This window comes from Mediterranea sp. ET5 (assembly GCF_023337025.1).
Lineage (GTDB): Bacteria > Bacteroidota > Bacteroidia > Bacteroidales > Bacteroidaceae > Phocaeicola_A.
This window is the reverse complement of record NZ_JAMBLN010000018.1, coordinates 61836-86859: the sequence shown is the minus strand read 5'-3', so window position 1 is coordinate 86859 and position 25024 is coordinate 61836. Positions and strand designations below refer to the sequence as shown.

16 protein-coding genes are annotated in these 25024 nt (G+C 59.2%); 5 read left to right on the top strand and 11 right to left on the bottom strand.

Annotation, left to right across the window (positions count from 1 at the left end):
* Positions 1-474: 474 nt before the first annotated feature.
* The 10 genes from M3087_RS11270 to M3087_RS11225 form a co-directional block, all read right to left on the bottom strand.
* Positions 475-2121 (bottom strand): hypothetical protein, encoded by a 1647-nt coding sequence (locus M3087_RS11270; RefSeq protein ID WP_249095771.1) that lies wholly within the window; start codon positions 2119-2121, stop codon positions 475-477.
* A gap of 16 nt (positions 2122-2137) precedes the next feature.
* Positions 2138-5146, bottom strand: a complete 3009-nt coding sequence (locus tag M3087_RS11265) for a tetratricopeptide repeat protein (protein WP_249095769.1) — start codon at positions 5144-5146, stop codon at positions 2138-2140.
* Between the two features lie 49 nt (positions 5147-5195).
* On the bottom strand, positions 5196-5720 hold the full coding sequence (locus M3087_RS11260) for an NUDIX domain-containing protein (RefSeq protein ID WP_106483983.1): 525 nt from the start codon (positions 5718-5720) through the stop codon (positions 5196-5198).
* Positions 5721-5927: 207 nt separating this feature from the next.
* Complete coding sequence (locus M3087_RS11255; protein WP_022385930.1) at positions 5928-6683, bottom strand: succinate dehydrogenase/fumarate reductase iron-sulfur subunit; 756 nt, start codon at positions 6681-6683, stop codon at positions 5928-5930.
* 29 nt (positions 6684-6712) lie between these two features.
* Positions 6713-8692, bottom strand: coding sequence for a fumarate reductase/succinate dehydrogenase flavoprotein subunit (locus M3087_RS11250; RefSeq protein ID WP_106483984.1), 1980 nt, complete (start codon positions 8690-8692; stop codon positions 6713-6715).
* A 36-nt stretch (positions 8693-8728) separates the two neighbouring features.
* On the bottom strand, positions 8729-9406 hold the full coding sequence (locus M3087_RS11245) for a cytochrome B subunit (protein ID WP_022385928.1): 678 nt from the start codon (positions 9404-9406) through the stop codon (positions 8729-8731).
* A gap of 283 nt (positions 9407-9689) precedes the next feature.
* A complete protein-coding gene (locus M3087_RS11240; RefSeq protein ID WP_106483985.1) occupies positions 9690-11222 on the bottom strand; it encodes an acyl-CoA carboxylase subunit beta in 1533 nt (510 codons plus the stop codon).
* Between the two features lie 52 nt (positions 11223-11274).
* Entirely contained in the window at positions 11275-11778 is a 504-nt protein-coding gene (locus tag M3087_RS11235) for an acetyl-CoA carboxylase biotin carboxyl carrier protein subunit (protein WP_022385926.1), read from the bottom strand.
* A gap of 54 nt (positions 11779-11832) precedes the next feature.
* Positions 11833-13347 (bottom strand): acetyl-CoA carboxylase biotin carboxylase subunit, encoded by a 1515-nt coding sequence (gene accC, locus M3087_RS11230; protein WP_106483987.1) that lies wholly within the window; start codon positions 13345-13347, stop codon positions 11833-11835.
* A 111-nt stretch (positions 13348-13458) separates the two neighbouring features.
* Complete coding sequence (locus M3087_RS11225; RefSeq protein WP_022385924.1) at positions 13459-14169, bottom strand: helix-turn-helix domain-containing protein; 711 nt, start codon at positions 14167-14169, stop codon at positions 13459-13461.
* A gap of 156 nt (positions 14170-14325) precedes the next feature.
* On the opposite strand from M3087_RS11225, the gene M3087_RS11220 reads away from it, so the two are divergent.
* The gene (locus M3087_RS11220; RefSeq protein WP_249095767.1) at positions 14326-15285 is read left to right on the top strand and encodes a hypothetical protein; all 960 of its coding nucleotides are present in this window, start codon (positions 14326-14328) and stop codon (positions 15283-15285) included.
* Positions 15286-16132: 847 nt separating this feature from the next.
* Here M3087_RS11220 and rnr read toward each other — a convergent pair.
* A complete protein-coding gene (gene rnr, locus M3087_RS11215) occupies positions 16133-18292 on the bottom strand; it encodes a ribonuclease R (protein ID WP_249095766.1) in 2160 nt (719 codons plus the stop codon).
* A gap of 284 nt (positions 18293-18576) precedes the next feature.
* Between rnr and M3087_RS11210 the strand changes: the two genes are divergently transcribed.
* From M3087_RS11210 to M3087_RS11195, 4 genes are all read left to right on the top strand, one after another.
* Positions 18577-19584 (top strand): NAD-dependent epimerase/dehydratase family protein, encoded by a 1008-nt coding sequence (locus tag M3087_RS11210; protein ID WP_249095764.1) that lies wholly within the window; start codon positions 18577-18579, stop codon positions 19582-19584.
* On the top strand, positions 19575-20564 hold the full coding sequence (locus tag M3087_RS11205; RefSeq protein WP_022385916.1) for a phosphatase PAP2 family protein: 990 nt from the start codon (positions 19575-19577) through the stop codon (positions 20562-20564). Before M3087_RS11210 ends, M3087_RS11205 begins: the two co-directional genes overlap by 10 nt.
* Positions 20565-20600: 36 nt before the next feature.
* Positions 20601-21974 (top strand): glycoside hydrolase family 105 protein, encoded by a 1374-nt coding sequence (locus M3087_RS11200; protein WP_249095762.1) that lies wholly within the window; start codon positions 20601-20603, stop codon positions 21972-21974.
* 237 nt (positions 21975-22211) lie between these two features.
* The gene (locus tag M3087_RS11195; RefSeq protein WP_249095759.1) at positions 22212-25013 is read left to right on the top strand and encodes a TonB-dependent receptor; all 2802 of its coding nucleotides are present in this window, start codon (positions 22212-22214) and stop codon (positions 25011-25013) included.
* Positions 25014-25024: the final 11 nt, after the last annotated feature.

Genomic DNA, 25024 nt, shown 5'->3' with positions numbered 1-25024 from the left:
AATAAACATATATTCACGTGTATATACCTTTTCTAACGCATAAAAAGCATCCTTCGCACCCATCTCCACGGTCGAAAGCACCGGTGATTGGCTTCGTACGGACGAACGACTACCGTCGTACGGACGTGTCCGCACCGTCGTGGTCGTTCGTCCGTACGAAAACAGCCACCTGTCCCCATTTTTTAGAGACCAAAGGGGCATGATTCCCGATGTGTGAAATTGCGTCCGTCCGTGTGAAAAGACCGACGAAAGGAAATGAAGGAAAGGAATAGCTAAACAGAAGGAAAGGAAACGGACAAAAATACCGTTAGTGTGAAAAACGCAAATCGCCCGAGAAGGCCCTCCGTAGTCACCAACTCGTATTCTGGTGCAAGGAAGCCCCTTCTCGGGCGATTCATTTGACAAATTGACAAATTGTCAGCAGGGACATGCTGAACAGCCATTGTCCATTGTCAATTATCAATTGTCAATTGTTCAGAACCGGAACGACGTGCCGACGAGGAAATGGATGCCCTGTGCCGGGTAGCCGAGGTCGTATTGGTACTGTGCGTTCGTCAGGTTCGCCCCTTTCACCCATAGCGAGAGGAAGTCGAAGCAGCGGTAGTCGGCGCGTGCATAGAGGTCGGACACGGCGTCGCGGTCGCCCTTGCTGAACGTCCGGTGCTCATAGCCGACGTGGATGCCCAAGCGCGGAATCGGCTTGATGCCCACATCGGCGCGCAGGCTCAGCGCAGGCTTGTCATAGAGCAGCACGTCCATCCCGTCGTCGGTCGACCACTTGCGGTAGTTCACGTCGAGCGACACGTCGAGTAGGTCCTTGTAGGCATACGAGCCCTCGATGCCCACTTTCACGTTGTTTCCCTTGCCCTGGACGAAGGAGTGGGACAGCGGGGTCGCGTCGCCGTCGACGTAGGGGAAGAAGCCCAGTTCGTTCTTCCGCATCTCGAAACCGCCGTAGAAGTTCAGCCATGCGCCGCTGCCCAGGTCTGCCTTGAAGCCTGCCACGGCGTCGAGCTGTACGTGGGTGTTGTCCAGCCGTTCGTCGGGGCGGTAGCCGCCCCAGTAGGGCGTCAGGCTGTTGAAGCGGAAGTAGTCGGTCAGGAGCGTGCCGCCGGTGGCGCTGGCGTAGAAGACGTAGCGGTCGGCAAAGGGGAACTCGGCGGTTACGTCCGGGGCGATGGCGAAGCCGCTGTCATGACCCGTCGAGAGGTCGACGCGGATGCCCAGGCGCAGGCGCATGGCGTCGGTGGTCAGCCGGTAGAAGGGGGTCAGGCTGACCAGTCCGTTGCTCTCCATCCCGTCGAGCGAGTAGGTGGCTTGGCTGACGCCGAAGTCCAGCCCCATGCGGTTCCGTTCGTCGGGGGCATAGGACAGTCCGCCGCGGGCGTAGAGGTTCGTCTCCGAGTTGCTCTCGTCGGCGCCGTAGAGGTAGCCGCGGCCGAAGTGGTGCACGCCTGCTGTGAGGGCATATTGCCAGGCGTCGCCCGGACGGGTCGAGCGGACGTGCAGCTGGAAGCGGCCGAGCGCGTTGCGTTGCTTGTTCGTGTCGTAGTAGTCGAGGTAGTCGAACGTCTGTGTGCCCCAGACCGCCTGTGCACCCAGCTCGGTGCTGCGGAAGCGGTGGGCATAGTCGGCGGCGATGCGCGACTGGTAGAAGCGCGACTTCCAGCCCCGGTAGTCGGTGTCGTCGTTGTCCGGACGGAAGTTGAACCCGTCGAAGGCGGCGTTCACGTTCAGGTGGTCAGCTGCCGAGAGGCGGAAGAGGTAGTTCAGCTCCCCGGTCACATTGCCGTTGTTGCCGTAGCCCAGGTTGAGGTAGCTGCGCGGGCTGTCGGGTTGGAGGGGCTTGGCGGCATAGGAGGGCATGGGGCGGTACTGGAAGCGGGCGAAGGGCTGTGTCGTCCGCGCATACTCGATGTCCTTCTTCGTCGCCTTCGGCTCTTCCACGGCGGGCAGGAGGTTGATTTTGTCCGCATCCATGAGCTGCGGGTTGTACTCGTTCTCCACGACCACGGTGCGGTTGAGCGTGGAGTCCTTGGGTTGTGTCTGTGCCCTCGTCTGGGTGGTGAAGGCGAGCATCGCCGCCGAGAAGAGGGCTATGTGGGTCAGTTCTTGTTTCATAGTGTTCGGGGAGTTGTCAGTTGAGTTTCTCTAATCTCGATTCAATCATCGGCGCGATGTCGTCGTCCGCCTGGTAGTTCTGCCGGAGCGAGAGCAGGTACTGGCGTGCCTCCAGCGTACGGCCCAGCTTGGCGTAGACGTCGGAGAGGAGGACGAAGCTGCGGGCGAGCCAGTAGGCGTGGGGCGTGCTGGCGTCGATGTATTCGAGCAGCTCCTTCTCGGCGGCGTCGGTCTGCCCGGCGTCGAAGTAGAGTTGTGCCAGGCGGTACTTCGCCTCGGCTCCGTAGGCGTTGCGGGTGTCGCGGCTCAGGATGCGCAGGTCGTCGGCAGCCTTGGCAGGCTCGGTGGCGAGCAGCGTCTTGGCGCGGTAGTAGCGTGCCTCATTGGCGAGCTCGGGCGAGAGCTTGCTGTCGGCGAGCAGGTCGGCAGCGGCAAGGGTCACTTCCTCCCGGTCGCCCGTCAGGTAGGCGCAGCGCAGGATGCCCGTCTGTGCGAGGCGTCGGCGTTCGGCGGCAGCGGTCTTGTCCTTGAGGAGCTTGTAGAGTGTGAGGGCGCGGGCGTAGTCCTTGGCGTTGAATGCCATTTCGGCGTTCATGATCATCGCCTCTTCGGAGTATTCGTTGTTCGGGTACTCGATGACGCGGTCGAGGTGGGTGCGTGCGGTGGTGTAGTCCTTGGCGTTGTATGCCATCAGTCCCAGGTAGTAGTGGGCGTTCAGTGCGAAGGCGCCTTGGGGGAACTGCTGGAGGTAGCGGGTAAAGCTGGTCTTCGCCTGTGCCTGGTCTCCGCGGACGTAGACCTTCTCGGCGGCGACGTACGTCAGCGAGTCACGCTCGCCGGCTGCCACAGGGATGCCGCCCCGGATGGTGGAGGCGTACTGCGTGTAGGCATCGACCTGGTTGAGGTCGGTGTAGATGGAGCGCAGGTCGCGCTGTGCCTGGCGTGCCTCTTCGCTGCCGGGATAGGCGGCGATGACCTTCTTGTAGGCGACGATGGCTTCCGGGTACTTGTCGTCCTGGTAGTAGAGGAGTCCGATTTCGCCGGCACCCTTGCGGGCGATGGAGCTTTCGGGATACTTGCTTACCAGCTCGGTGAACGAGGCGATGGCGGCGCGGTTGTTCTGCAGTTGCACATAGGCGCGTCCGCGCTCATAGAGGGCGTCGTCGGCGTAAGGAGAGTCGGGGTGCGAGGCGAGGAGCTTGTCGAGGTCGGCGACCTTGCCTGCATAGTCCTTCTGGAGTCCGCGGACGAACGCCTGCTGGTAGAGGGCGTAGTCGGCGGACGAGGCGTCGGTGGCTGCAGCCCGGGCGTAGCAGGACTGTGCCTCGGCAAAGCGACGGTCATAGAAGCGGCAGTCGCCCAGCCGGTTGTAGCCGTCGGCGAGCACCGGACGCTCCGTGCGGCTATTGTCCGCCGAGGTGAAGCGTCCGAACCAGGTGGCGGCGCGGCGGTAGTCGTGCTGCTTGAAGTAGGCGTAGCCCAGGTTGTAGAGGGCGAGGCTGTAGGTGCCGGGGTTGGTGCGTGCGTCGGTTTGGGCAAGGTAGGCGGTGAAGTCCGATGCTGCCTGTGCGTAGTTGCCCAGGCGGTAGGCGGATTCGCCGCGCCAGTAGTGTGCGTCGGCGCGGGTGCCCAGGTTGTATCCGCCCAGTTGGAGCGAGCGGTCGAAGTAGGCGGTGGCTCCGCTGAAGTCGGCGTTGACGAACGACTGTACGCCAAGGCGGAAGAGGATTTTCTGCTTGGCTTCGAGGATGCGTGCGCCCGGCTGGCTGAGCTTCTCGATAGAGCGCAGGGCGGCGTCGTAGCTGCGGGTGTTCATGTAGACCTCGACGAGGTAGTCGTTCACCTGCTCGCTGTAGGTCGAGTGGGGGAACTCGTTGAGGAACCGTTCGAAGACGGTGACGGACTCTGCGAAGGGCGAGTAGGAGGTCTCGTGGATGCAGAGTGCGTAGTTGTAGAGCGCCTCTTCCTTCACCTTCGGGTCGTAGTTCATGAGCGATGCCTGCTCGAATGCGAGCTGTGCCTGCCGTTTGTCCTGAAGCTGGAGGAAGGCGAGTCCCATGTGGAGGTAGGCGTTCTGCGCGAGCGCGTCCTTGATGACGGTGGCGCGTCCGAGGTTGTCGCACGCCCGTTGCCAGGCTCCGTTGCGGTAGTGGCACAGACCGAGCTGGTAGAGCGCGTTGCGTTCGGGGTTATCGGTGTTGCGGACGTAGGTCTCCAGGGCACGGAGGGCGTCGTCATAGCGTCCCTGTCCGTAGTACGCTCCACCGAGGATGCGCTGCATCTCGTTCCCGTGGTTGCCGTCCGGACGGACGCTGACGTAGCGTCCCGCCACTTGTTCCGCCTGGGTGTACTGTCCCTGTCGGAGGTAGATGTCGGCGACGTAGTAGGGTGCCTCGCCGGCATACTTGCGGTCGTCCTCCAGGCGTTGGAACACGGGGAGGGCGTCGGCGTAGCGTCCCTTGGCATAGTCGATGTAGGCGCGGTAGAAGTCGACGTCGCTCTGGTACTTGGGCGTGCAGGCCTGTACGACGCTGAGCAGGGCATAAGCCTCGTCGAGGTCTCTCGTCTCGATGTGTGCGATGGCGAGGTGGAGGGTCATCTCGTCGCGTTCCTCGTCGCCGAGCCGGTCGAGCTCGCAGCCTTCGAAGCGGCGTATGGCGTGCTCGTAGTCCTTCTCATAGAAGAGCGCGTTGGCGATAAGGGCATTGACGCGGTTCTTATAGGGCGAGTCGGGATGGGTGGCGAGGTAGGTCTCCAGGGTCCGTATGCAGTCCTTCTGTTTCAGTTCGTAGGCGGTGCAGGCAATCATGTAGTCCGCCTCGCTCCGTTGCAGGAACGTCTGTCCGTCGGTCTTGACGAAGTCTTTCAGTGCACGCAGGGCGGCAGCGTAGTCCTTTTGGATAAACAGCTGTCTGCCTTCCTCGAAGAGTCGTCCGGGCGCAGTGACGGGCACATGTCGCTGTGCCATCCCCGCGGCGGGGAGTGCTCCGAGCAAGGTGAGTAGCAAGGTTTGTCTCAGTTTCATACTATTTGGGGTTTGTTTTGGTGAATCAGTGGGTGGGTGTGCGGGGGCTTCACTCCCGCTGCATGTCCAGCAGACGTTTGACGCCTTTGCGGATGGACATCAGTCCGAAGTCAGTGATGCGAAGCTCGTCAAGCGGCATCCAGAAGCAGTCCGCCACGTCGTCCTCGGGGTGCAGTTGCGAGCTGTCCGCAACGGTGCAGCGGAAGAAGAGGTCGAGGGTGTGAACCATGAATCCGGAGTATTCATAGAGGTTGGGGATGGAGAAGCAGTACTCGGCACGTTCGACGGTGAGCCCCGTCTCTTCGCGTACCTCCCGTGCGACACCTTCCTCTCCGGTCTCGTACATGTCGATGAATCCCCCGGGGAGGTCGAGTGTTCCTTTGGCAGGGTCCTTCGCCCGTCGGCAGACGAGCAGTTTCCCTTCGGGGTTGAGGATGAAGGCGACCGTGGCTGCGCTGGGATTGAAGTAGTAGGTAAATCCGCAGTCGGCACATTGCTTGGCTTTGGTATTGCGCACCTCGAAGTGGGGTGACCCGCACTCGGGGCAATACCTGAATTTCTCTAGTGGATGCATCTTCTTCGTTCTTAAGTCAATGGGCAAAGATAATATATTTTGGGTGACAGGGTGCCCGGTGGAAGGTTTGTTTAGACACTTTATGACGAATGTCCGTGAAAGGGGAGTTTCCGATGACAGACTGACGGGCATAAAAAAGGGGAGGACTAGTCTCCCGACAAGTCCTCCCCACCAAATATGAGTGTCTTAAATAAAAGTTGTATGTGCTTAGTCTTTCAGCTTCGCCTTGATGAACTCGCGGTTCAGACGGGCGATGTTGCTGATGGAAACGCACTTCGGGCATTCAGCCTCGCAGGCGCGTGTGTTCGTACAGTTACCGAAGCCCAGCTCGTCCATCTTGGCAAGCATTGCCTTGGCACGACGTGCAGCCTCGGGACGTCCCTGCGGAAGCAAGGCGAGCTGGCTGACCTTTGCCGAGACGAACAGCATGGCAGAGCCGTTCTTGCAGGCAGCCACACAGGCTCCGCAGCCGATGCAGGATGCGGCGTCCATGGCTTCGTCAGCGTTCTGCTTGGGGATGAGGATGGCGTTGGCATCCTGCGGTGCTCCGGTTCTGACGCTGACGTATCCTCCTGCTTGCATGATCTTGTCGTAGGCGGAGCGGTCGACCATCAGGTCCTTGATGACGGGGAATCCGGCCGAACGCCAAGGCTCCACGGTAATGGTGTCTCCGTCGTTGAAGCGACGCATGTAAATCTGGCAGGTGGTAGCTCCGGTAGCGGGTCCGTGCGGATGTCCGTTGATGTAGAGCGAGCACATGCCGCAGATGCCTTCGCGGCAGTCGTGGTCGAATACGATCGGCTCCTTGCCGTCGCTAATGAGCTGTTCGTTCAGGATGTCCAGCATTTCCAGGAAGGAGGTATCGCCGGGGATGTCCTTCATCTGGAATGTATCGAAATGACCTTTGTCCTTAGGTCCGTTCTGACGCCAAATCTTCAGCGTGAATGATATGTTTTTGTCCATTTGTTTCTGTCTTTTAATGTTTAACCCTATTAGCTCTTGTAGTTACGTGTCTGCACCTTGATGGCTTCGTAAACCAGCGGCTCTTTGTAGAGTACGGGAGCCTTGTCGTCAGAGCCTTGGTATTCCCAGCAGGCAACGTAGAAGAAGTTCTCGTCGTCACGTTTGGCTTCGCCTTCCTCCGTCTGGTATTCTTCGCGGAAGTGTCCGCCGCAGCTCTCGTTGCGGTTCAGTGCATCGTAGGCTATCAGTTCGCCCATGGTGATAAAGTCGTTCAGGCGGATGGCCTTGTCGAGTTCCACGTTCATGCCTTCCTTCGAGCCGGGGATGAACAGTTCAGTCTCGAACTCCTTGCGGATGTCCTTGAGCTTCTCCAGTCCGGTCTTCAAGCCTTCGGCGGTACGTCCCATACCTACGTACTCCCACATGACACGACCCAACTCCTTGTGGATGGAGTCAACGGACTTCTTGCCCTTGATGTTCATGAGATGGTCGATCTTAGCCTGTACGGCTTTCTCGGCTGCATCGAACTCAGGCAGGTCGGTCGAGAAGCGGGGGACGGTAATCTGGTCTGCCAAGTAGTTCTGGATGGTGTACGGCAGCACGAAGTATCCGTCGGCAAGACCCTGCATCAGTGCGGAAGCACCCAGACGGTTGGCTCCGTGGTCGGAGAAGTTGCACTCGCCAATGGCGAACAGGCCCTTGATGGAGGTCTGGAGTTCGTAGTCCACCCAGATGCCGCCCATGGTGTAGTGGATGGCGGGGTAAATCATCATCGGGTTGTAATACTTCACGCCGTTGATTTCATTGGCAAGTTTGCCGGGGTTCACGTCGGTGATCTCCTCGTACATGTCGAAGAGGTTGCCGTAGCGCTGACGGACAACGTCGATGCCCAGGCGTTCGATACTCTCGGAGAAGTCGAGGAACACGGCGAGACCGGTGTTGTTCACACCGAAGCCGGCGTCACAACGCTCCTTGGCTGCGCGGGAAGCCACGTCGCGCGGAACGAGGTTACCGAATGCCGGATAACGGCGTTCCAGGTAGTAGTCACGGTCTTCTTCGGGGATGTCGCTGCCCTTCTTCGTGCCTGCCTGCAGAGCCTTGGCATCTTCGAGCTTCTTCGGTACCCAGATACGTCCGTCGTTACGGAGCGACTCGGACATCAGCGTCAGCTTCGACTGCTTGTCGCCGTGTACGGGGATACAAGTCGGGTGAATCTGCACGTAGGCAGGGTTTGCAAAGTAGGCACCTTTGCGGTAGCACGCCATGGCGGCGGAGCAGTTACATGCCATGGCATTGGTTGAGAGGAAATAGGTGTTGCCATAACCGCCGGTAGCGATGACTACGGCATGTGCGGCAAAGCGCTCCAGCTTGCCGGTCACGAGGTTCTTGGCAATGATGCCACGGGCACGGCCGTCGATGATGACGATGTCCTGCATCTCGTAGCGGGTATAGAGTTTCACCGTGCCTGCATTCACCTGACGGCTCAATGCCGAGTAGGCACCGAGGAGAAGCTGCTGGCCGGTTTGTCCTTTGGCATAGAAGGTACGTGACACCTGTGCGCCACCGAAGGAGCGGTTGGCGAGTGTGCCTCCGTATTCGCGGGCGAAGGGGACACCTTGTGCCACGCATTGGTCGATAATGTTGTTGGAAACCTCTGCCAGACGGTACACGTTCGCTTCACGGGCACGGTAGTCACCACCTTTCACCGTATCGTAGAACAGACGGTAGATGGAGTCGCCGTCGTTCTGGTAGTTCTTGGCAGCGTTGATACCGCCCTGAGCGGCGATGGAGTGTGCACGGCGCGGAGAGTCCTGGATGCAGAAGTTGAACACCTTGAAGCCCATCTCACCGAGTGAGGCTGCGGCGGATGCACCGGCAAGACCGGTACCGACAACGATGATGTCGAGGCGGCGCTTGTTGGCGGGATTGACCAGTTTCTGGTGAGCTTTATAGTTGGTCCACTTTTCGGCGATCGGGCCTTCGGGTATTTTTGAATCTATAGTAGCCATAATATTCGTTCTATTTAAAAGGTTTGTAATAATGTATTAGCAGCAGAGTGATTTGAAGAAGTAAACCACAACCACTACGGCAAAACCGAGAACCACGAGGGTGGAGTACACGTTACCGATAGTCTTCCAACGCTCGAACCAGATCTTGTTGCTCCAGCCGAGTGTCTGGAGTGCGCTCCAGAAACCGTGCGTCAGGTGGAACCACAAAGCCAGCAACCATACCAGGTAGATGATGACGTACACCGGTGAAGCGAACGTATAGGCAATGTATGCCGCACCGTCCGTCGGACCGAATTCGCCCAGGAAATGGTCGCCGATAATTTCGGCAAACTGCATTTTGTACCAGAAGTTCGCCAAGTGGAGGAGCAGACCGAGCACCACCACGAGACCCAGCACGAGCATGTTCTGCGATGCCCATTCTACAGTTTTGGGTTTTTGGGTCACGGCGTAACGTTCGTTACCACGCGCTTTTCTGTTCAACATCGTCAGCCAGAACGCATAGATGATGTGAATCACGAAGAGGGCAGCCAGTGCGACCGACGCAGCCAGTGCGTACCAGTTAGCACCCAGGAATTCACATACCATGTTGTAAGCCTCCTCGGAGAAGAGTGCCACAAGGTTCATCGACATGTGAAATGTTAGAAACAGGACAAGGGCGAGACCGGTAACGCTCATCACCACTTTCCTTCCAATAGATGAATTACTTAACCACATAAATAAATGAATTAAATTATTTAATTGTTAGAATTGAGATTTGCTGGTTTCAATCATTCCGCAAAGTTAAGAGAAATAGATGGATAGCACAAAGGATTAAGGAAATATTTCTATAATGTAGTGACGGAATGTCGACAGGGATGTCCGGGCGGGGCGGAAGGGGGTGGCAGACAGTGTCGGAGAAACGCAAAGGCACGCCCCCACAGCGCGGTGCACACGGAAGTAAACCGTGCGGGATGCTGTGGCGGCGTGCCTTGACAGGGGTGACGGAAGTCCGTCTGCCTTAGAGCGGCATGTTGCCGTGTTTCTTGGGAGGATTGTGCAGGCTCTTGTTCTGCGCCATCTCCAGTGCCTGGATGAGTTTCGAGCGGGTCTGTCGCGGAAGGATAATCTCGTCGATGAGACCTTGTTCGGCAGCGCGGTAGGGGTTGGAGAAGTAGTCCTTATACTCCTCGATAGCGGCGGCCTTCTCCTCGTCGCTTGCCTTGCGCTTGAGGATGTTCACGGCTCCCTCGGCTCCCATCACGGCAATCTCGGCGGTGGGATAAGCCAGGTTGATGTCTCCGCCGATGGTCTTGCTCGACATGACAATGTAGGCACCGCCGTAGGACTTGCGGGTGATGAGCGTTACCTTCGGTACGGTGGCCTCGGCATAAGCGTAGACAATCTTTGCGCCGTGGCGGATGATGCCGTTGTGCTCCTGCTCACAGCCCGGGAGGAAGCCCGGGACGTCCTCGAACGTCACGAGGGGGATGTTGAAGCAGTCGCAGAAGCGGATGAAGCGGGCTGCCTTGTCGGAGGCGTCGATGTCAAGTACGCCGGCAAGGAACGCGGGCTGGTTGGCAACGATGCCCACGGTGCGGCCGCCCAGGCGGGCAAAGCCCACGACGATGTTCTTGGCAAAGTGGGGCATCACTTCGAAGAAGTACTGGTCGTCGACCACCGGCTCGATGATGTCCTTGATGTCGTAGGGCATGTTCGGGTCTTCGGGTACGACCGTCTGCAGGCTTTCGTCTTCGCGGTGAGGGTCATCGGTGCACGGACGCAGGGGGGCCTCCTCCATGTTGTTCGACGGAAGGAAGCTGAGCAGCTCGCGGATGCTCATGAGCGTCTCCTCCTCGGTGTTGCACAGGAAGTGGGTCACGCCGCTGCGGCTGCTGTGAGTGTCGGCACCGCCAAGCTCCTCCTTGTCCACCTCTTCGTGGGTCACCGCCTTCACCACGTCAGGACCGGTGATGAACATGTGGCTCTTCTCCTTCACCATGAAGATGAAGTCGGTCAGTGCGGGCGAGTAGCATGCGCCGCCGGCACAGGGACCAAGGATGGCTGACAGCTGGGGGATGACACCCGAGGCGATGGTGTTCTGGTAGAAGATGGAGCCGAAGCCGGCGAGTGAGCTGATGCCCTCCTGGATACGGGCACCGCCCGAGTCGTTGAGCGCGATGATGGGAGCGCCGTTCTGCAGGGCGAGCTTCTGCACCTTGACGATTTTGGCAGCATTGGTGTGGCTCAGCGTGCCGCCGTAGACGGTGAAGTCGAAGGCGTAGACGAACACCAGGCGGCCGTCTATCTTGCCGTAGCCGCACACCACGCCGTCGCCTGCCAGATGGCTCTTGTCCATGCCCAGGTTGGTACACTGATGGATGACGAACTTGTCCAGCTCGTTGAACGTGCCCTTGTCGAGCAGCATGTCGATGCGCTCGCGTGCCGTCATGCGCCCGGAGGCGTGCTGTTTCTCGATGCGGTCGATGCCGCCGCCCATGGAAGCCTGCTTGTCAAGCTCCTCAAATGTATGGTAGATTTCTTCTCTTGTCATGTTTTGGTCTGTTTGTTCGTTTGTGAGTGGTGGAACGTGCGTCGGTGGGGAGTCAGAGGCTCAGTGTCAGCAGCACCTGGTTGCTGTTCACCGAGTCGCCCTCGCTGACGAGCACTTCGCGTACGGTGCAGTCGGAGTTCACCTTGTAGTTGCTCTGCATCTTCATGGCTTCGAGGACGATGACGATGTCGCCCGCGCTGAGCTTGTCGCCCGGCTTCACGGGAATCTTCACGACCTTGCCCGGCATGGGGGCAATGATTTTGTCGTCCTGCTTCTCTTCGCCGCCCTTGCGCATGCGCAGGTACTTCGCCTGTGTGTCCACGATGTCGACGTTGTAGGAGCGGTAGAACATGTTGACGGTGTAGTTCTTGCCGTTTTCGCTGCGGATGAGTTCAGCGTTGTAGGAGTTGCCGTTGTGCAGGATGGAGCAACTCCCGTTCTCTGCCATCACGATGTCCACATCGTAGGGTTCCCCGTCGATGAGGAACTGCACCTTGTTGCCGTCTTTGCTGACCAGCGTCACGTCAGCGACGCGGTCGCCTATATGTATTTCCATATCAGTCTGTGTTTTGGTTATGAATGAGGGGGGAGGAGCCTCCCGTTTCCGTTGTCAGATGCGCAGTACGCCCTTTTGCAGTCCGAACTGCTTCCAGCGGCTGATGGGGCGATTGTCGCCCTCGGTGCCGGCGGGGGAATTCTCCTCAAGGTTCATCAGGTAGTCGATGTACGACGCCATCATGGCGACGTTCTCGATTTCCTCGTTGTGCCCGTTGGAGCGCTGGAGCATCTTGGCGTTCTTCTCGATGAAGAGGGTGTTGTATTCGCCCTTGACGAAGTCGGGGGTGAACATGATGCGCCGCAGGTAGCTGAGGTTGTTCTTCAGTCCGGTTATCTTGTACTCATAGAGGACGCGGCGCATCCGCTCGATGGCAAACTGCCGGGTCGTCGCCCATACGATCAGCTTGCCGATCATCGGGTCATAATATATAGGTATCTCGTAGCCCTGGTAGACATAGCTGTCGATACGGACCCCGATGCCGTTCGGCTCCGTGAGCTGCTGGATGATGCCCGGTGAAGGCATGAAGTTGTTCTCGGTGTCCTCGGCGCAGATGCGGCACTCGATGGCGTGCCCGCGCTGGAAGAGGTCTTCCTGGCGAAGGTGGAGCACCTCGTCGTTTGCCACGCGCAGCTGTTCCTTCACCAGGTCCACGCCGACGACCTCCTCGGTGATGGGGTGTTCCACCTGGAGGCGGGTGTTCATCTCCAGGAAGTAGAAGTGGCGGTGCTTATCGACGAGAAACTCGATGGTACCTGCTCCCGAGTAGTTGACGGCGCGTGCGGCTGCAACTGCCTTCTCGCCCATCTCGCGGCGCAGTTCGGGGGTGAGGAAGGGAGAGGGGCTCTCCTCGACAATCTTCTGGTTGCGGCGCTGCACGGAGCATTCGCGGTCGAAGAGGTGGATGACGTTGCCGTGGTTGTCGCCCAGTATTTGGAACTCGATGTGGTGAGGTTCCTCGACGAACTTCTCGATATAGACCGTGTCGTCGCCGAACGAGGACATCGACTCCGAGCGTGCCGTGTTGTACGCCTCCACGACCTCGTCTTCGCTGTGGATGAGCCGCATGCCCTTTCCACCGCCGCCCATTGATGCCTTCAGCATCACCGGGAACCCGATTTCCTTGCTCACACGCAAGGCTTCCTCGGCACTCTGCAGGGGCTTTTCCGTCCCCGGGACTACCGGCACTCCGGCAGCAATCATACGTTTACGGGCAGAGATTTTGTCGCCCATGGCTTCCATCGTCTCCGGAGCGGGTCCTACGAAGATGATGCCTTCCTGCCGGCAGCGGCGGGCGAACTCGGCATTCTCGGACAGGAAGCCGTACCCGGGATGGATGGCGTCCGCCTTGTGCTCCTTGGCGGCGCGGATGATGTTGTCGATGTTCAAATAGCTTTCCTGGGATGCCGCCGGACCGATGCAACATGCTTCGTCAGCATACATCACGTGGCGTGCTGCCCGGTCGGCTTCGGAGAATACGGCAACCGTCCGGATGCCCATTTCCCTGCACGAACGCATAATACGCACGGCAATCTCGCCTCGATTGGCGACTAAGACCTTTTGTATCATATCTTGTATTTTGTTGGATAATCAGAGCATTGCGCTTTCGGCGCGCAAAGATACGACAAAGCCAGTAAATCGATAGCGTTTGTTAGTTATATTTAAACATCGTAAAGAGTCTCAGACCATCATGTTCCGGCGGATGGAGAACTTCACGATGGCCATGGCATTGATGGTGCGCAGGGGAATGTCCTGGGGGGCATGGTGGGGGTTGTAGCTCACCAGACGGATGGACTCCGGTTGCTCCGATTGGTTGACATATTTTACGGTCAGGTACTCGTCGCCGTCGAGGTCAAAAGCCACGAGATACATCTCGCCGAAGATGATGTTGCTGAAGCTGTGTATCTCCTTGTAGCCCACTATGTCGCCAGACTTCAGCAAGGGGTACATGCTGTCGCCGCTGACGTAGACCGCCCCGTCGCACGACGGGATGTTGGGGATGACAATCTCCCCCAGCGCGAACTGGTGCTTGTTGGTGAAGAGTGTCTTCAGGTTGGCGGCAGCCGTCACGTCGTAGAGCGTCACGCTGCGGTCGTTCAGCGCCTCGGGCACACGCGGCGTGCGGAGCATCTGGACTTCGCCCTCGGCAAGGGGGTCGTGGCACGGGTTGTCGCGGTGTTCGGGGGTGCCGCGGCCCGTGAGCAGCCACGTCAGGTCCACGCCGTCGAGCTTGTTGATGAGCAGGGGGAAATCGATGCTGTTGCGCGCCATCCAGTTCGACACCGTTGCTTTCGACACGCCGAGGAAGTCTGCCACCTGGCGGTCAGTCTTGAATGTTTTCAGTTCTTTAATCCGACGGATGATTTCATTCACGTTGATTACATTGTCCATAGCCTGCGTTTTAAATTAGTTGTTGGATGCGCCAAAGGTAGGTATTAAAATTGAAACCTCGTTCATCCGACGCGAAGAATCTTGCAAAAAATTTCAATTTTCCCTTACACCGGACGGTACCCACATTGTCTTTACTATGTAACGACCTTCGAAACGATGCCAAACGAGAGACAAGAACGAATCAGACTCCTGGCGCTGAAAAAGCTTGCCGGGGTGTTGTCCGACGCTGAAGCCGGGGAACTCCGTGCGCTCTGTGCGGAGAACGACCGTCTGCGCCGTCTCGCAGACGCCTTGCTGTCCGAACAGCTCCGGGCGTCCGCTGCCCGCGACCGCAACCGGGAGGCATGTCGGCGTTCGTGGCAGGAGCTGCAACGGACCGTCCGTCGGCAGACAAACACCGGCTGGAAACAGTACCGCCGGTGGGGCTACTATGCCGCTGCCGCCGCGTTCGTCGGTGTCGTGGCCGGATGGCTGGGCTTGCAGAAGCCGCTTGTCGTCCCGGGCATGGAGCCGGGGATGCTGACCGAAGCCGTGCTCTACGTGGACGGGCTCGACGGTCCGCAAACGGTGCACGATGTCTATGACTTCCGCACCATCCGTCAGGAACTCCTGCGCCGCATGGGCGACCGCCTGGAGGCCATGACCACGGGACAGTACACCCGCGTGTGCGTCCCCGAAGGAAAATGTTACAAGGTCCGCCTCAACGACGGGACGTGGGTCTACCTCGAAGGAGGTGCCTATCTGTCCGTGCCGGGCAACTACTCCGAGTCGAACCGCTGCATCAACCTGGTGGGAACCGCCCATGTGGCGGTGAGTGAGGGCGCGAAGCCCCTCTGCATCTACACCGGGAGCGGGGACGTCTACGCCTACGAAGGCTGTGTGGACATCCGCGGAGGAGGAGGCTCGGGAGCTGTCGAAGTGAGCGTGGACGGCGGCCGTGCCGAGGTCGTGTCGAGTCGGGAACATCAGTTCCTCACCGAGCAAGGCAGGGCACTTGTCACCGGAGAAGGCGACGTCAGCCTGCACCCCGGGGCAGACCAGATGCACGTCGGCTTCTGGCAGAACAGGCAGCTCGACGAGATGAGTCTGGCGTACACCGACTGGAAGTTTTTCTAATAGGTAATGATAAATGATTGTTGAACCCCAATAACTCTACTGAAAGAATCCCCTAATCTTTCTATAAAGATGGCAGGCGTGCCATTGAAGAGTTAGCGCGAGATGCCGGTTTTAGGTTCTTCCGGGCATCTCGCGTTTTTATTATGTTCCCGCTTCTCCCGTCCGTGGGAGAAATCACATTGACACCTTTTTCCCGGTTTTTGCATCACATTTTCCCGTTTTGGCGTTTTCAGCTGACGCGTACTTTTGCAATTTTTTCCCTTCCAGAAAATAGCGCGTTAAATCTTTTAAGATATGTCCGTCTAAACAGACTGAAAATAACGTAACTTTACACAATTACACGCTTTCTAACTTACAAAAAGCATCCTTCGCACCCATTTTTACGGTCGAAAGTACCTGTGACTGGCTTCGTACGGACGAACGACTACCGTCGTACGGACGTGTCCGCACCGTCGTGGTCGTTCGTCCGTACGAAAACAGCCATCTGTCCCCATTTTTTAGAGCCCGAAGGGGCACGATTCCCGATGTGTGAAATTGCGCCCGTCCGTGTGAAAAGACCGACGGAAGGGAACGGATGGGAGGAGAAAGGAGACAGAAGGAAAGGAAACCGACGGAAACCCCGTCAATGTGCAAAACGCAAATCGCCCGAGAAGGCGCTCCGTGGTCACCAACTCGTATTTTGGTGCAACGAAGCCCCTTCTCGGGCGATTCATTTGACGTTTTGACAAATTGACACAACCGCTTTTCAATTGACAATTGACAATGGACAATTGACAATTATTGCCTTGTGGAACCGTCCCTATGCCGCAGGGCAATTGTCAATTGTCCATTGTCCATTGTCAATTAATCAGGCTATCGTGAAGTCCAATTGTTTCTTCTCCAGGTTCGCGCGTGCCACTTTGATGCGCACCGGGTCGCCCAGGGAGAAGCGTTGGTGGCGTTTCCGTCCGATGAGACAGTAGTTCTTCTCGTCGAAGTCGTAGTAGTCCTCCCCGAGGTCGCGCATGGGCACCATGCCCTCGCACTTGTTCTCGTTGATTTCCACATAGATGCCCCACTCCGTGATGCCGCTGATGGTCCCGTCGTACACTTCGCCGATGTGCTCGCTCATGAACTCCACCTGCTTGTACTTGATGCTCGCGCGTTCGGCAGAGGCAGCCACCTGCTCCATGTCCGAGCAGTGTTCGCACTTGTCCTCATACTTCTGCTGCTGCACGGAGCGTCCGCCGGCGAGGTAGCGCGTCAGCAGTCGGTGTACCATCAGGTCGGGATAGCGGCGGATGGGCGAGGTGAAGTGCGTGTAGTAGTCGAACGCCAGTCCGTAGTGGCCGATGTTGAACGTGCTGTAGCGCGCCTTCTGCATCGCCCGCAGCGAGACGGTCTCGATGAGGTTCTCCTCCTTCTTCCCCTGAATCTCGTCCAGCAGGTGGTTGAGCGAGCGCGACACGTCGGTCTTGGAGCCGGCAGTCTTCAGCTTGTAGCCGAACTTGACGATGAAGTTCTTCAGGTCCTCCAGTTTCTCCGGGTCCGGCAGGTCGTGGATGCGGTAGGGGAACACCTTCGGCTTGGCACCCCCGCGCACCTTGCCGATGCGCTCGGCAACCGTCCGGTTGGCAAGGAGCATGAACTCCTCGATGAGCTTGTGCGCGTCCTTCTGCACCTTGAAGTAGACGCTCAGCGGACGACCCGTCGCCTCGTCTATCTCGAAGCGCACCTCCATGCGGTCGAAGTTGATGGCGCCCGCTGCCATGCGCCGTTCACGCAGTATCTTGGCGAAGGTGTTGAGCTGCATCAGCTCGGCGGCATACTCGCCCTGACGTGCCTCCAGGATGTCCTGTACCTCCTCGTAGGTGAAGCGTCGGTTGCTCCGGATTACGGTGTGCGCGATGTGCGAGTCGCGGACGTTGCCCTTGTCGTCGATGCGGAAGATGACGGAGTACGCCAGCTTCTCCTCGTCGGGGCGCAGCGAGCAGATGAAGTTGCACAGCCGCTCGGGCAGCATCGGCACGGTGCGGTCCACGAGGTAGACTGACGTGGCGCGCTTGAACGCCTCCTTGTCGATGATGCTGCCTTCCTTCACATAGTGGCTCACGTCGGCGATGTGCACGCCCACCTCCCACAGCCCGTCGTTGACACGGCGGATGGAGAGCGCGTCGTCAAAGTCCTTCGCGTCCTTGGGGTCGATGGTGAACGTCAGCACGTCCCTGAAGTCCTCGCGCTCCGCCAGGTCCTCAGCCGAAATCTCGGCAGGGATTTGCTCGGCGGCGTGTTCCACGTTCTCGGGGTAGGAGTAGGGCAGTCCGTACTCGGCGAGGATGGCGTGCATCTCGGTCGTATTGTCGCCCGCGCGCCCCAGCACGTCGATGACCTGCCCGATGGGGTTCTTCGCGTCGTCAGGCCATTCGGCGACACGGACGACCACCTTGTCGCCGTCCTTCGCCCCCTTGAGCCGTTCCTTGGGGATGAAGATGTCGTTGGCGAGCGTCCGGCTTTCCGTCAGCAGGAAGGCATAGTGGCGGTCGACCTTCAGCCGTCCGACGAAGGTGTCGTTGGCACGTTCGAGGATTTCGATGACCTCGCCCTCGCGCTCGCGGTTCTTGCGGCGTGCAAAGAGGGCGACGCGCACCTTGTCGTTGTTCATGGCGTGCGCCGAGTTGCGTTCCGCCACGAAGATGGGGGTGCTGCCGTCCTCGGGCAGGAGGGAGTTCTTCCCGTTGCTCTTGCGCTGGAACGTGCCCGTCACGATCTGGTCGGGGTTCTTGAGTTTGTAGCGCCCTTTCTCGGGTTCGCAGATGAAGTCGTCGGTGAGCATGTCCTGCAGGATGTCCAGGCACAGCATCTTGAGTGGGTGGGTGTTGAGCTTCAGTTCGGCATAGATGCGCTTGAGGCTGACGCTCTCGGGGGCGTTCAGCTGGATGAGGTCGGTGAGCTTTTCCACAAGCTGCTTCTTGGTCATCCGTTTGCCGCCCTTCTTTTCTTTCTTTACTTTCTTGTCTTTCTTTCCCATAGCGGTAGAGGTTTATGGCATACGTTCCGCACGCCCGGTCCGTCGGTGTGTCTCCCGGTTGCCCGGTCCGTCGCGTTCCGGGCTTGCGGACGTCATGTTTGCAGTCTCCGGGTCCGTCGTCCGCATCCCCCGTTCCGGCACACCCGCCGGGAGGGACCACAGGCAGGTGCCGGGCGGACCCGATGTACAAAGTAAGTGATTTTCTGTGATAGTTCATGAGCAAAACGGGCTTATTTCAATAAGATGTCTTATCTTTGCAGCGAATTTGTAACAAGAAGGCGAAAATGAAGATACTCATCACCGGAGCCAGCGGCTTCATAGGAAGCTTCCTGGTCGAAGAGGCGCTCCGTCGCGGGATGGAGACCTGGGCAGGCGTGCGTGCGTCCAGCAGCCGCGCGTGGCTGCAGGATGCCCGTATCCGTTTCGCCGAGCTGGACCTGGGCGATGACCGCCGGCTGGAGGAGCAGCTGCGCCGCCACCGCGACACCGAGGGGGCATGGGACTATGTCATCCACTGTGCCGGGGCGACGAAGTGCCGCCGCAAGGAGGACTTCGACCGCATCAACTACGACGCCACGTGCCGGCTCGTCCGTCTGCTCACGGAGCTGGGCATGATGCCCCGGCAGTTCCTGTACATCAGTTCGCTGAGCGTCTACGGTCCCATCCATGAGACCGACTACGCACCCATCTGCGAGCAGGACACCCCCCGCCCCGACACGGCTTATGGCAGGAGCAAGCTCCGTTCCGAGGAGTTCCTGCGCTCCACCCCCGACAGTTTCCCCTACGTCATCTTCCGCCCCACGGGCGTGTACGGACCGCGCGAGCGCGACTACTACCTCATGGCGCAGAGCATCAGCCGCCATCTTGACGTCGCAGTGGGCTTCCGCCGCCAGGACCTCACGTTCATCTACGTCAAGGACCTCGTGCAGGCTGTCTACCTGGCGATAGAGCGTGGCGTCACCCGCCGCGCCTACTTCGTGAGCGACGGCAGGGTCTATTCGAGCCGTGCCTACTCCGACTACATCCGTGCCGAGCTGGGCAATCCCGTAGTCGTCCGGCTCACCTTCCCCCTGGCGGTGCTCCGCGCCGTCTCGGTCGTGGCGGAGACGCTGGCAGGGCTGGCAGGGCGCAGCAGCACCCTCAACCGCGACAAGTATCACATTATGAAACAACGAAACTGGCGTTGCGACATCACGCCCCTCGTCGAGGAACTGGGCTTCCGCCCTGCCTACGACTTGCAGCGGGGAGTGCGGGAGAGCATCGCCTGGTATAAACAACAAGGATGGCTTTAAACTTACTCCAACGTACGGAAACACGCCGCGGGCTGTTTCCCATCGAGGTGGTCAGCCTCGCTTACGGGGCACTGACCACCGTGCTCATATTGTTCCTTCACGAACGCATGGACCACCCGTTGACGATGGTCCTCGAGCGCATCGGCATTGCCGTAATCACGGTGTTGCTCCTGCTCATCTACCAGCGCTACTCGTGCAAGCTCACGAGCTTCCTGCGCACGCTCTTCCAGCTCGGGCTGCTCGCCTACTGGTATCCGGACACCTACGAGTTCAACCGTCTCTTCCCCAACCTCGACCACCTCTTCGCCCACAGCGAGCAGGTGCTCTTCGGGTGCCAGCCCGCCATCGAGTTCAGCCGGCTGTTGCCGTCGGTGGGATGGAGCGAGGCGTTCAACCTGGGCTACTTCTCCTACTACCCGATGATAGCCGCCGTGGTACTGTTCTACTTCATCGCGCGTTACCGTGAGTTCGACCGCACGGCGTTCGTCGTGCTGACGTCGTTCTTCATCTATTACCTTATATATATATTCGTCCCCGTTGCCGGACCACAGTACTACTTCCCCGCCATCGGGCTGGACGAAGTGGCGTTGGGACACTTCCGCGCCGTGGGCGACTACTTCAACCACCACTCCGAGCTGCTGCCTGCCCCGGGCGATGCCCAAGGTTTCTTCTACGGACTGGTGGAGATGTCCCAACAGGCGGGCGAACGCCCGACGGCGGCTTTCCCGAGCTCGCACGTGGGTATGTCCACCATCCTGATGCTCCTCGCGCTGCGTACCCGCAACCGTGTGCTTCCGCTGGTACTCCTGCCGTTCTACGTCCTGCTGTGCTGTGCGACGGTCTACATCCAGGCGCACTACCTCATCGATGCCCTCTGCGGCTTCGTCTCCGCCTTCGTGGTCTACGCCCTCGCCGTGAGTGCCTACCGTTTTTTCCTGCTCCGCGGAGCGTCGCTCCGTGAGGTGAAGGTGGAGAGCTGACGAGCCACGCACACATCCACTTAACTACATACTACTATGAGAAAGTACCTTTGCTTACTGCTGCTCCCCCTGCTGCTCGGTGCCTGCGCCTCGAGCCGGGAGGAAGCCCCCATGCCCTACTCCCAGCGCATGGTCGAGTCGCACGGACTGGGCGACTTCTACTGCAACCGCCATCACCAGGCGAAGCTGGACACCACCGGATGGGACTACGTGTCCGGACTCGTTGCCAATGCCGTCCTGAAGGCATGGCAGCTCTATCCCGAGAAGACTGCCTACTATGACGCCGTCAAGGCATTCGCCGACCACAACACCAATGCCGACGGGTCGATGATACTCAGCAAGAAGGGCACCTCCGCCCTGCGCCCGAGCAACATCGACGACCTCCCCGCGGGCAACATCTACTTCACCCTCTACCGCGAGGAGATGCGCAAGGGCAACACCCAGGATGCCGAACGTTACCGACGCGCCGCCACCCTCATCCGCAACACCCTCAAGTACAACCATTCGCGCATTGCCGAAGGACTGCCGGGCGCCGGTGGATTCTTCCACAAGGCGACTTACCCGAACCAGATGTGGCTCGACGGACTGTTCATGGGCTCGCCCATCTACGCCCAGTGGCAGCACACCTTCGGCGCCGACAGTGTGGACAACAATAGCGAGAGCTGGAGCGACATCGCCCTTCAGTTCAAGACCATCCACCGCTACACCTATAACCCCGAGAAGCAGCTGAACTACCACGCCTGGTCCGCTACGCCCGACGCACCGGACTCCTTCTGGGCGAACAAGGCGGAACCCTTCAAGGGATGCAGCCCCGAGTTCTGGGCACGCGGCATGGGCTGGTACTTTGCCGCGCTGGTCGACGTGCTGGAGTTCATGCCTCGCGAGCACCCCGACCGTGCTGCCGTCGACTCCATCCTGCAACAGGTGGCTGCCGGCGTCGCTCGCTGGCAGGACCCGCAGAGCGGCGTGTGGTATCAGCTCATGCAGTATGACGCCACGAAGACTGCCGACGGCAAGGGCGACACCGTGGATGGCGAGACCTACAACGTGGGCACCGCTCCCAACTACCTCGAAGCGTCCGCCTCGGGCATCTTCACCTACGCCTTCCTCAAAGGAATCCGACTGGGCCTGCTCGACGCCGCCACCTACCGTCCCGTGGCAGAGAAAGCCTATGCCGGCCTGCTCAAAACCTTCATCCGGGAGAGCGACGGGCGGACGGACATCGTGCGCACCTGCGCTTCCGCCGGACTCGGTCCGCAGAAGAACCCCTCCCGCACCGGTACGGTGAACTACTACCTCTGCGGTAAGGACGTGACCATCGTGGAGAACGAAGGCAAGGCTATCGGCACGTTCATCCTGGCGTCCGTCGAATACGAACAGAGCAAGCAACAGGACATGACAGACAAGTGACCACTTCCCCCTTCGGGGATACATGCACGGACACGCCTCCAGGGACCATCTTCCTTGGGGGCGTGTCTGCGTATGCAGGCTGACTGCCCGCCGGAGTGCATTGTCCGTGGAAAGGCTGTTGCCCGTCCGTCCGGTCACACGAATGCAACAGGACTGTTACGGTAGCTTAAAAGTCGTGAAAGACGGATGTAACACGAACGGTGTTTCTTTGCAGTGTCAAAACATAAACGCAAGCAAATGAAAACTTTCGCAAAGGCAACGAGCCTGTTGCTCCTTTCAACCGTACTGTGCAACCCGGCGTCGGCGGACAACAAGAGTGCAGACCCCGCCGTCGGTGTCATCCGTGGACGAGTGGTTGACGCGGACAAGCGTACCCTCCCCGGAGCCTCCATCTACATCGAAAACCTCAAGGCCGGAGTGGTGAGCGACGCCAACGGCTTCTATACACTGACGAACCTGCAACCCGGTACCTACAAAGTCAAGGTGAGCTACGTGGGCTATGAACCCATCTACCTCACACTCGCCGTGCCCGAAGGGAAAACGGTCGAACGCGACATCACACTCAACGAAGGCCTCGAACTGCAGGAGGTCGTCGTCGGTGGTGTCTTCCGCGGACAGAGCCGTGCCCTCAACCAGCAGAAGAACAAAATGGGCGTGGTCAACGTCGTCTCCTCGGACCAGGTGGGCAAGTTCCCCGACTCCAATATCGGAGACGCCCTCAAGCGCATCAGTGGCATCAATGTCCAGTATGACCAGGGAGAGGCCCGCTTCGGACAGGTCAGGGGCACGTCGCCCGACCTCACCTCGGTGACCATCAACGGCAACCGCCTCCCTTCGGCGGAAGGCGACGTGCGCAACGTGCAGCTTGACCTGATCCCCTCGGACATGATACAGACCATCGAGGTCAACAAGGTGGTCACCGCAGACATGGACGCCGATGCCATCGGCGGCTCCATCAACCTCATCACGAAGAACTCACCCTACGAACGTACCTTCAACGCCACGCTCGGCAGCGGCTACAACTGGGTCAGCCAGGACCCGCAGCTGAACTTCGGACTGACTTACGGCGACCGCTTCTTCAACGACCGCCTGGGCGTCATGGCTGCCGTCTCCTACCAGAACGCACCCATCGGTTCGGACGATGTGGAGTTCGAGTATGATCTCGACGACAACGGGGAGAAGTTCCTGACCAGTGCCGAAACGAGACAGTACTACGTCACCCGTCAGCGCCAGAGTTACTCCCTCTCGCTCGACTATGATATCAACCCCAACCACAAACTCTTCTTCAAGGGTATCTACAACCGGCGTCACGACTGGGAAAACCGCTACGCCATCGCCTACAAGGACCTGGAGAAGGCTGCCGACAACGAGGCGGAAGCGGAGATTGAGACCAAGGCAGGCGGACATGACAAGCACCACGCCCGTCTCGAACTCCAGCAGACCATGGACTTCTCGCTCGGCGGAGAGCACCTTTTCGGCAACCTGATGATGGACTGGGGAGCTTCCTACGCACGAGCCAGCGAGGACCGTCCCGAGGAACGCTACTTCAAGCTCAAGCAGGAGGGACTCGGCCTGCACGTCGCCGACCCGTTCACCCGCTTCCCCTACGTCACCGACAACATCAGCCTGCACGAGGGCACATGGGAGGTCGACGAGCTGACGAACTCCAACCAGGACATTCACGAAACGGACGCCAAGTTCCACCTGGACTTCGAGTTGCCCTTCCGGAAGGGAGAGTTCGGCAACAAGCTCAAGTTCGGAGCCAAGTACGCCCACAAGTCCAAGACGAAGGACATCGTGCAGTATGAGTATCAGGACGACTACACCAACAAGTACGGCAACGACTACATGAACCACCTCTCCAGCCAGATACGCGATGACTACATGCCCGGCAACGGACAGTACAAGCCCACCGACTTCGTCCGCAAGGACTACATCGCCGACCTCGACTTTGCCTCCCTCGAAGGGGAACGCGTCTGGGAAGAGTCGTCGGGCAACTTCGACGCCGCCGAGAACGTGACCTCCGCCTACCTCCGCTTCGACCAGCAGCTCGGACGGCACCACCAGCTCATGCTTGGCGTCCGTATGGAAGCAACCCGGCTGGAGTACGAAGGCTGGAACTGGACCAAGCCCGGCGACGCACAGGAAGAAGCCGGCATGGAGGAAGGCATCGTCAGCACCGGCAAGCAGAAGAACAACTACGTCAATGTCCTCCCGAGCATCCTCTACAAGTGGGACGTGAACGACGACTTCAAGGTGCGCGCCTCCTTCACCAACACCCTGGCACGTCCGAACTACGTGGACCTCGTCCCCAACGTGGCGCTGGACCTCGACGACGAGAAGGTCACCATCGGCAATCCCGACCTGACGCCCGCCCTCTCCTATAACTTCGACCTCAGCGCGGACTACTACTTCAAGAGCATCGGACTGGTCTCGGCAGGCGTCTTCTATAAGCGCATAAACGACTTCATCGTCGAACAGCGCACCAGCGGCGACTACGCAGGCTACCCCGGCGTGGACTTCAAGGAAATCAAGACCTCCATCAACGGCGGCGACGCCGACCTGCTGGGTGTGGAGGTAGGCTTCCAACGGGACTTCGGCTTCATCGCCCCCGCCCTGAAGTGCCTGGGCTTCTATGGCAACTACACCTACACCTGGTCGCGAGTGAACCACTTCAACTTCGCCGGACGCGAGAACGAGAAGGACCTGCGCATGCCCGGTTCGACCGAACACATCGCCAACGCCTCGCTCTACTTCGAGAAGAACGGATGGAATGTCCGCCTGTCCTACAACCACGCCTCCGAGTTCATCGACGAGATGGGCGAGCACGCCATGCTCGACCGATACTATGACGCCGTCGACTACATGGACCTGAACGCCTCCTACACCTTCGGCAAGAAAATCAAGTGTACCGTCTACGGCGAGGCGAACAACCTGCTCAACCAACCCCTGCGCTACTACCAGGGCACGAAGGAGCACACCATGCAGGCTGAGTACTATGGCGTGAAAGTGAACGCAGGCATCAAGGTCGCCTTCTGAGACCATCAACC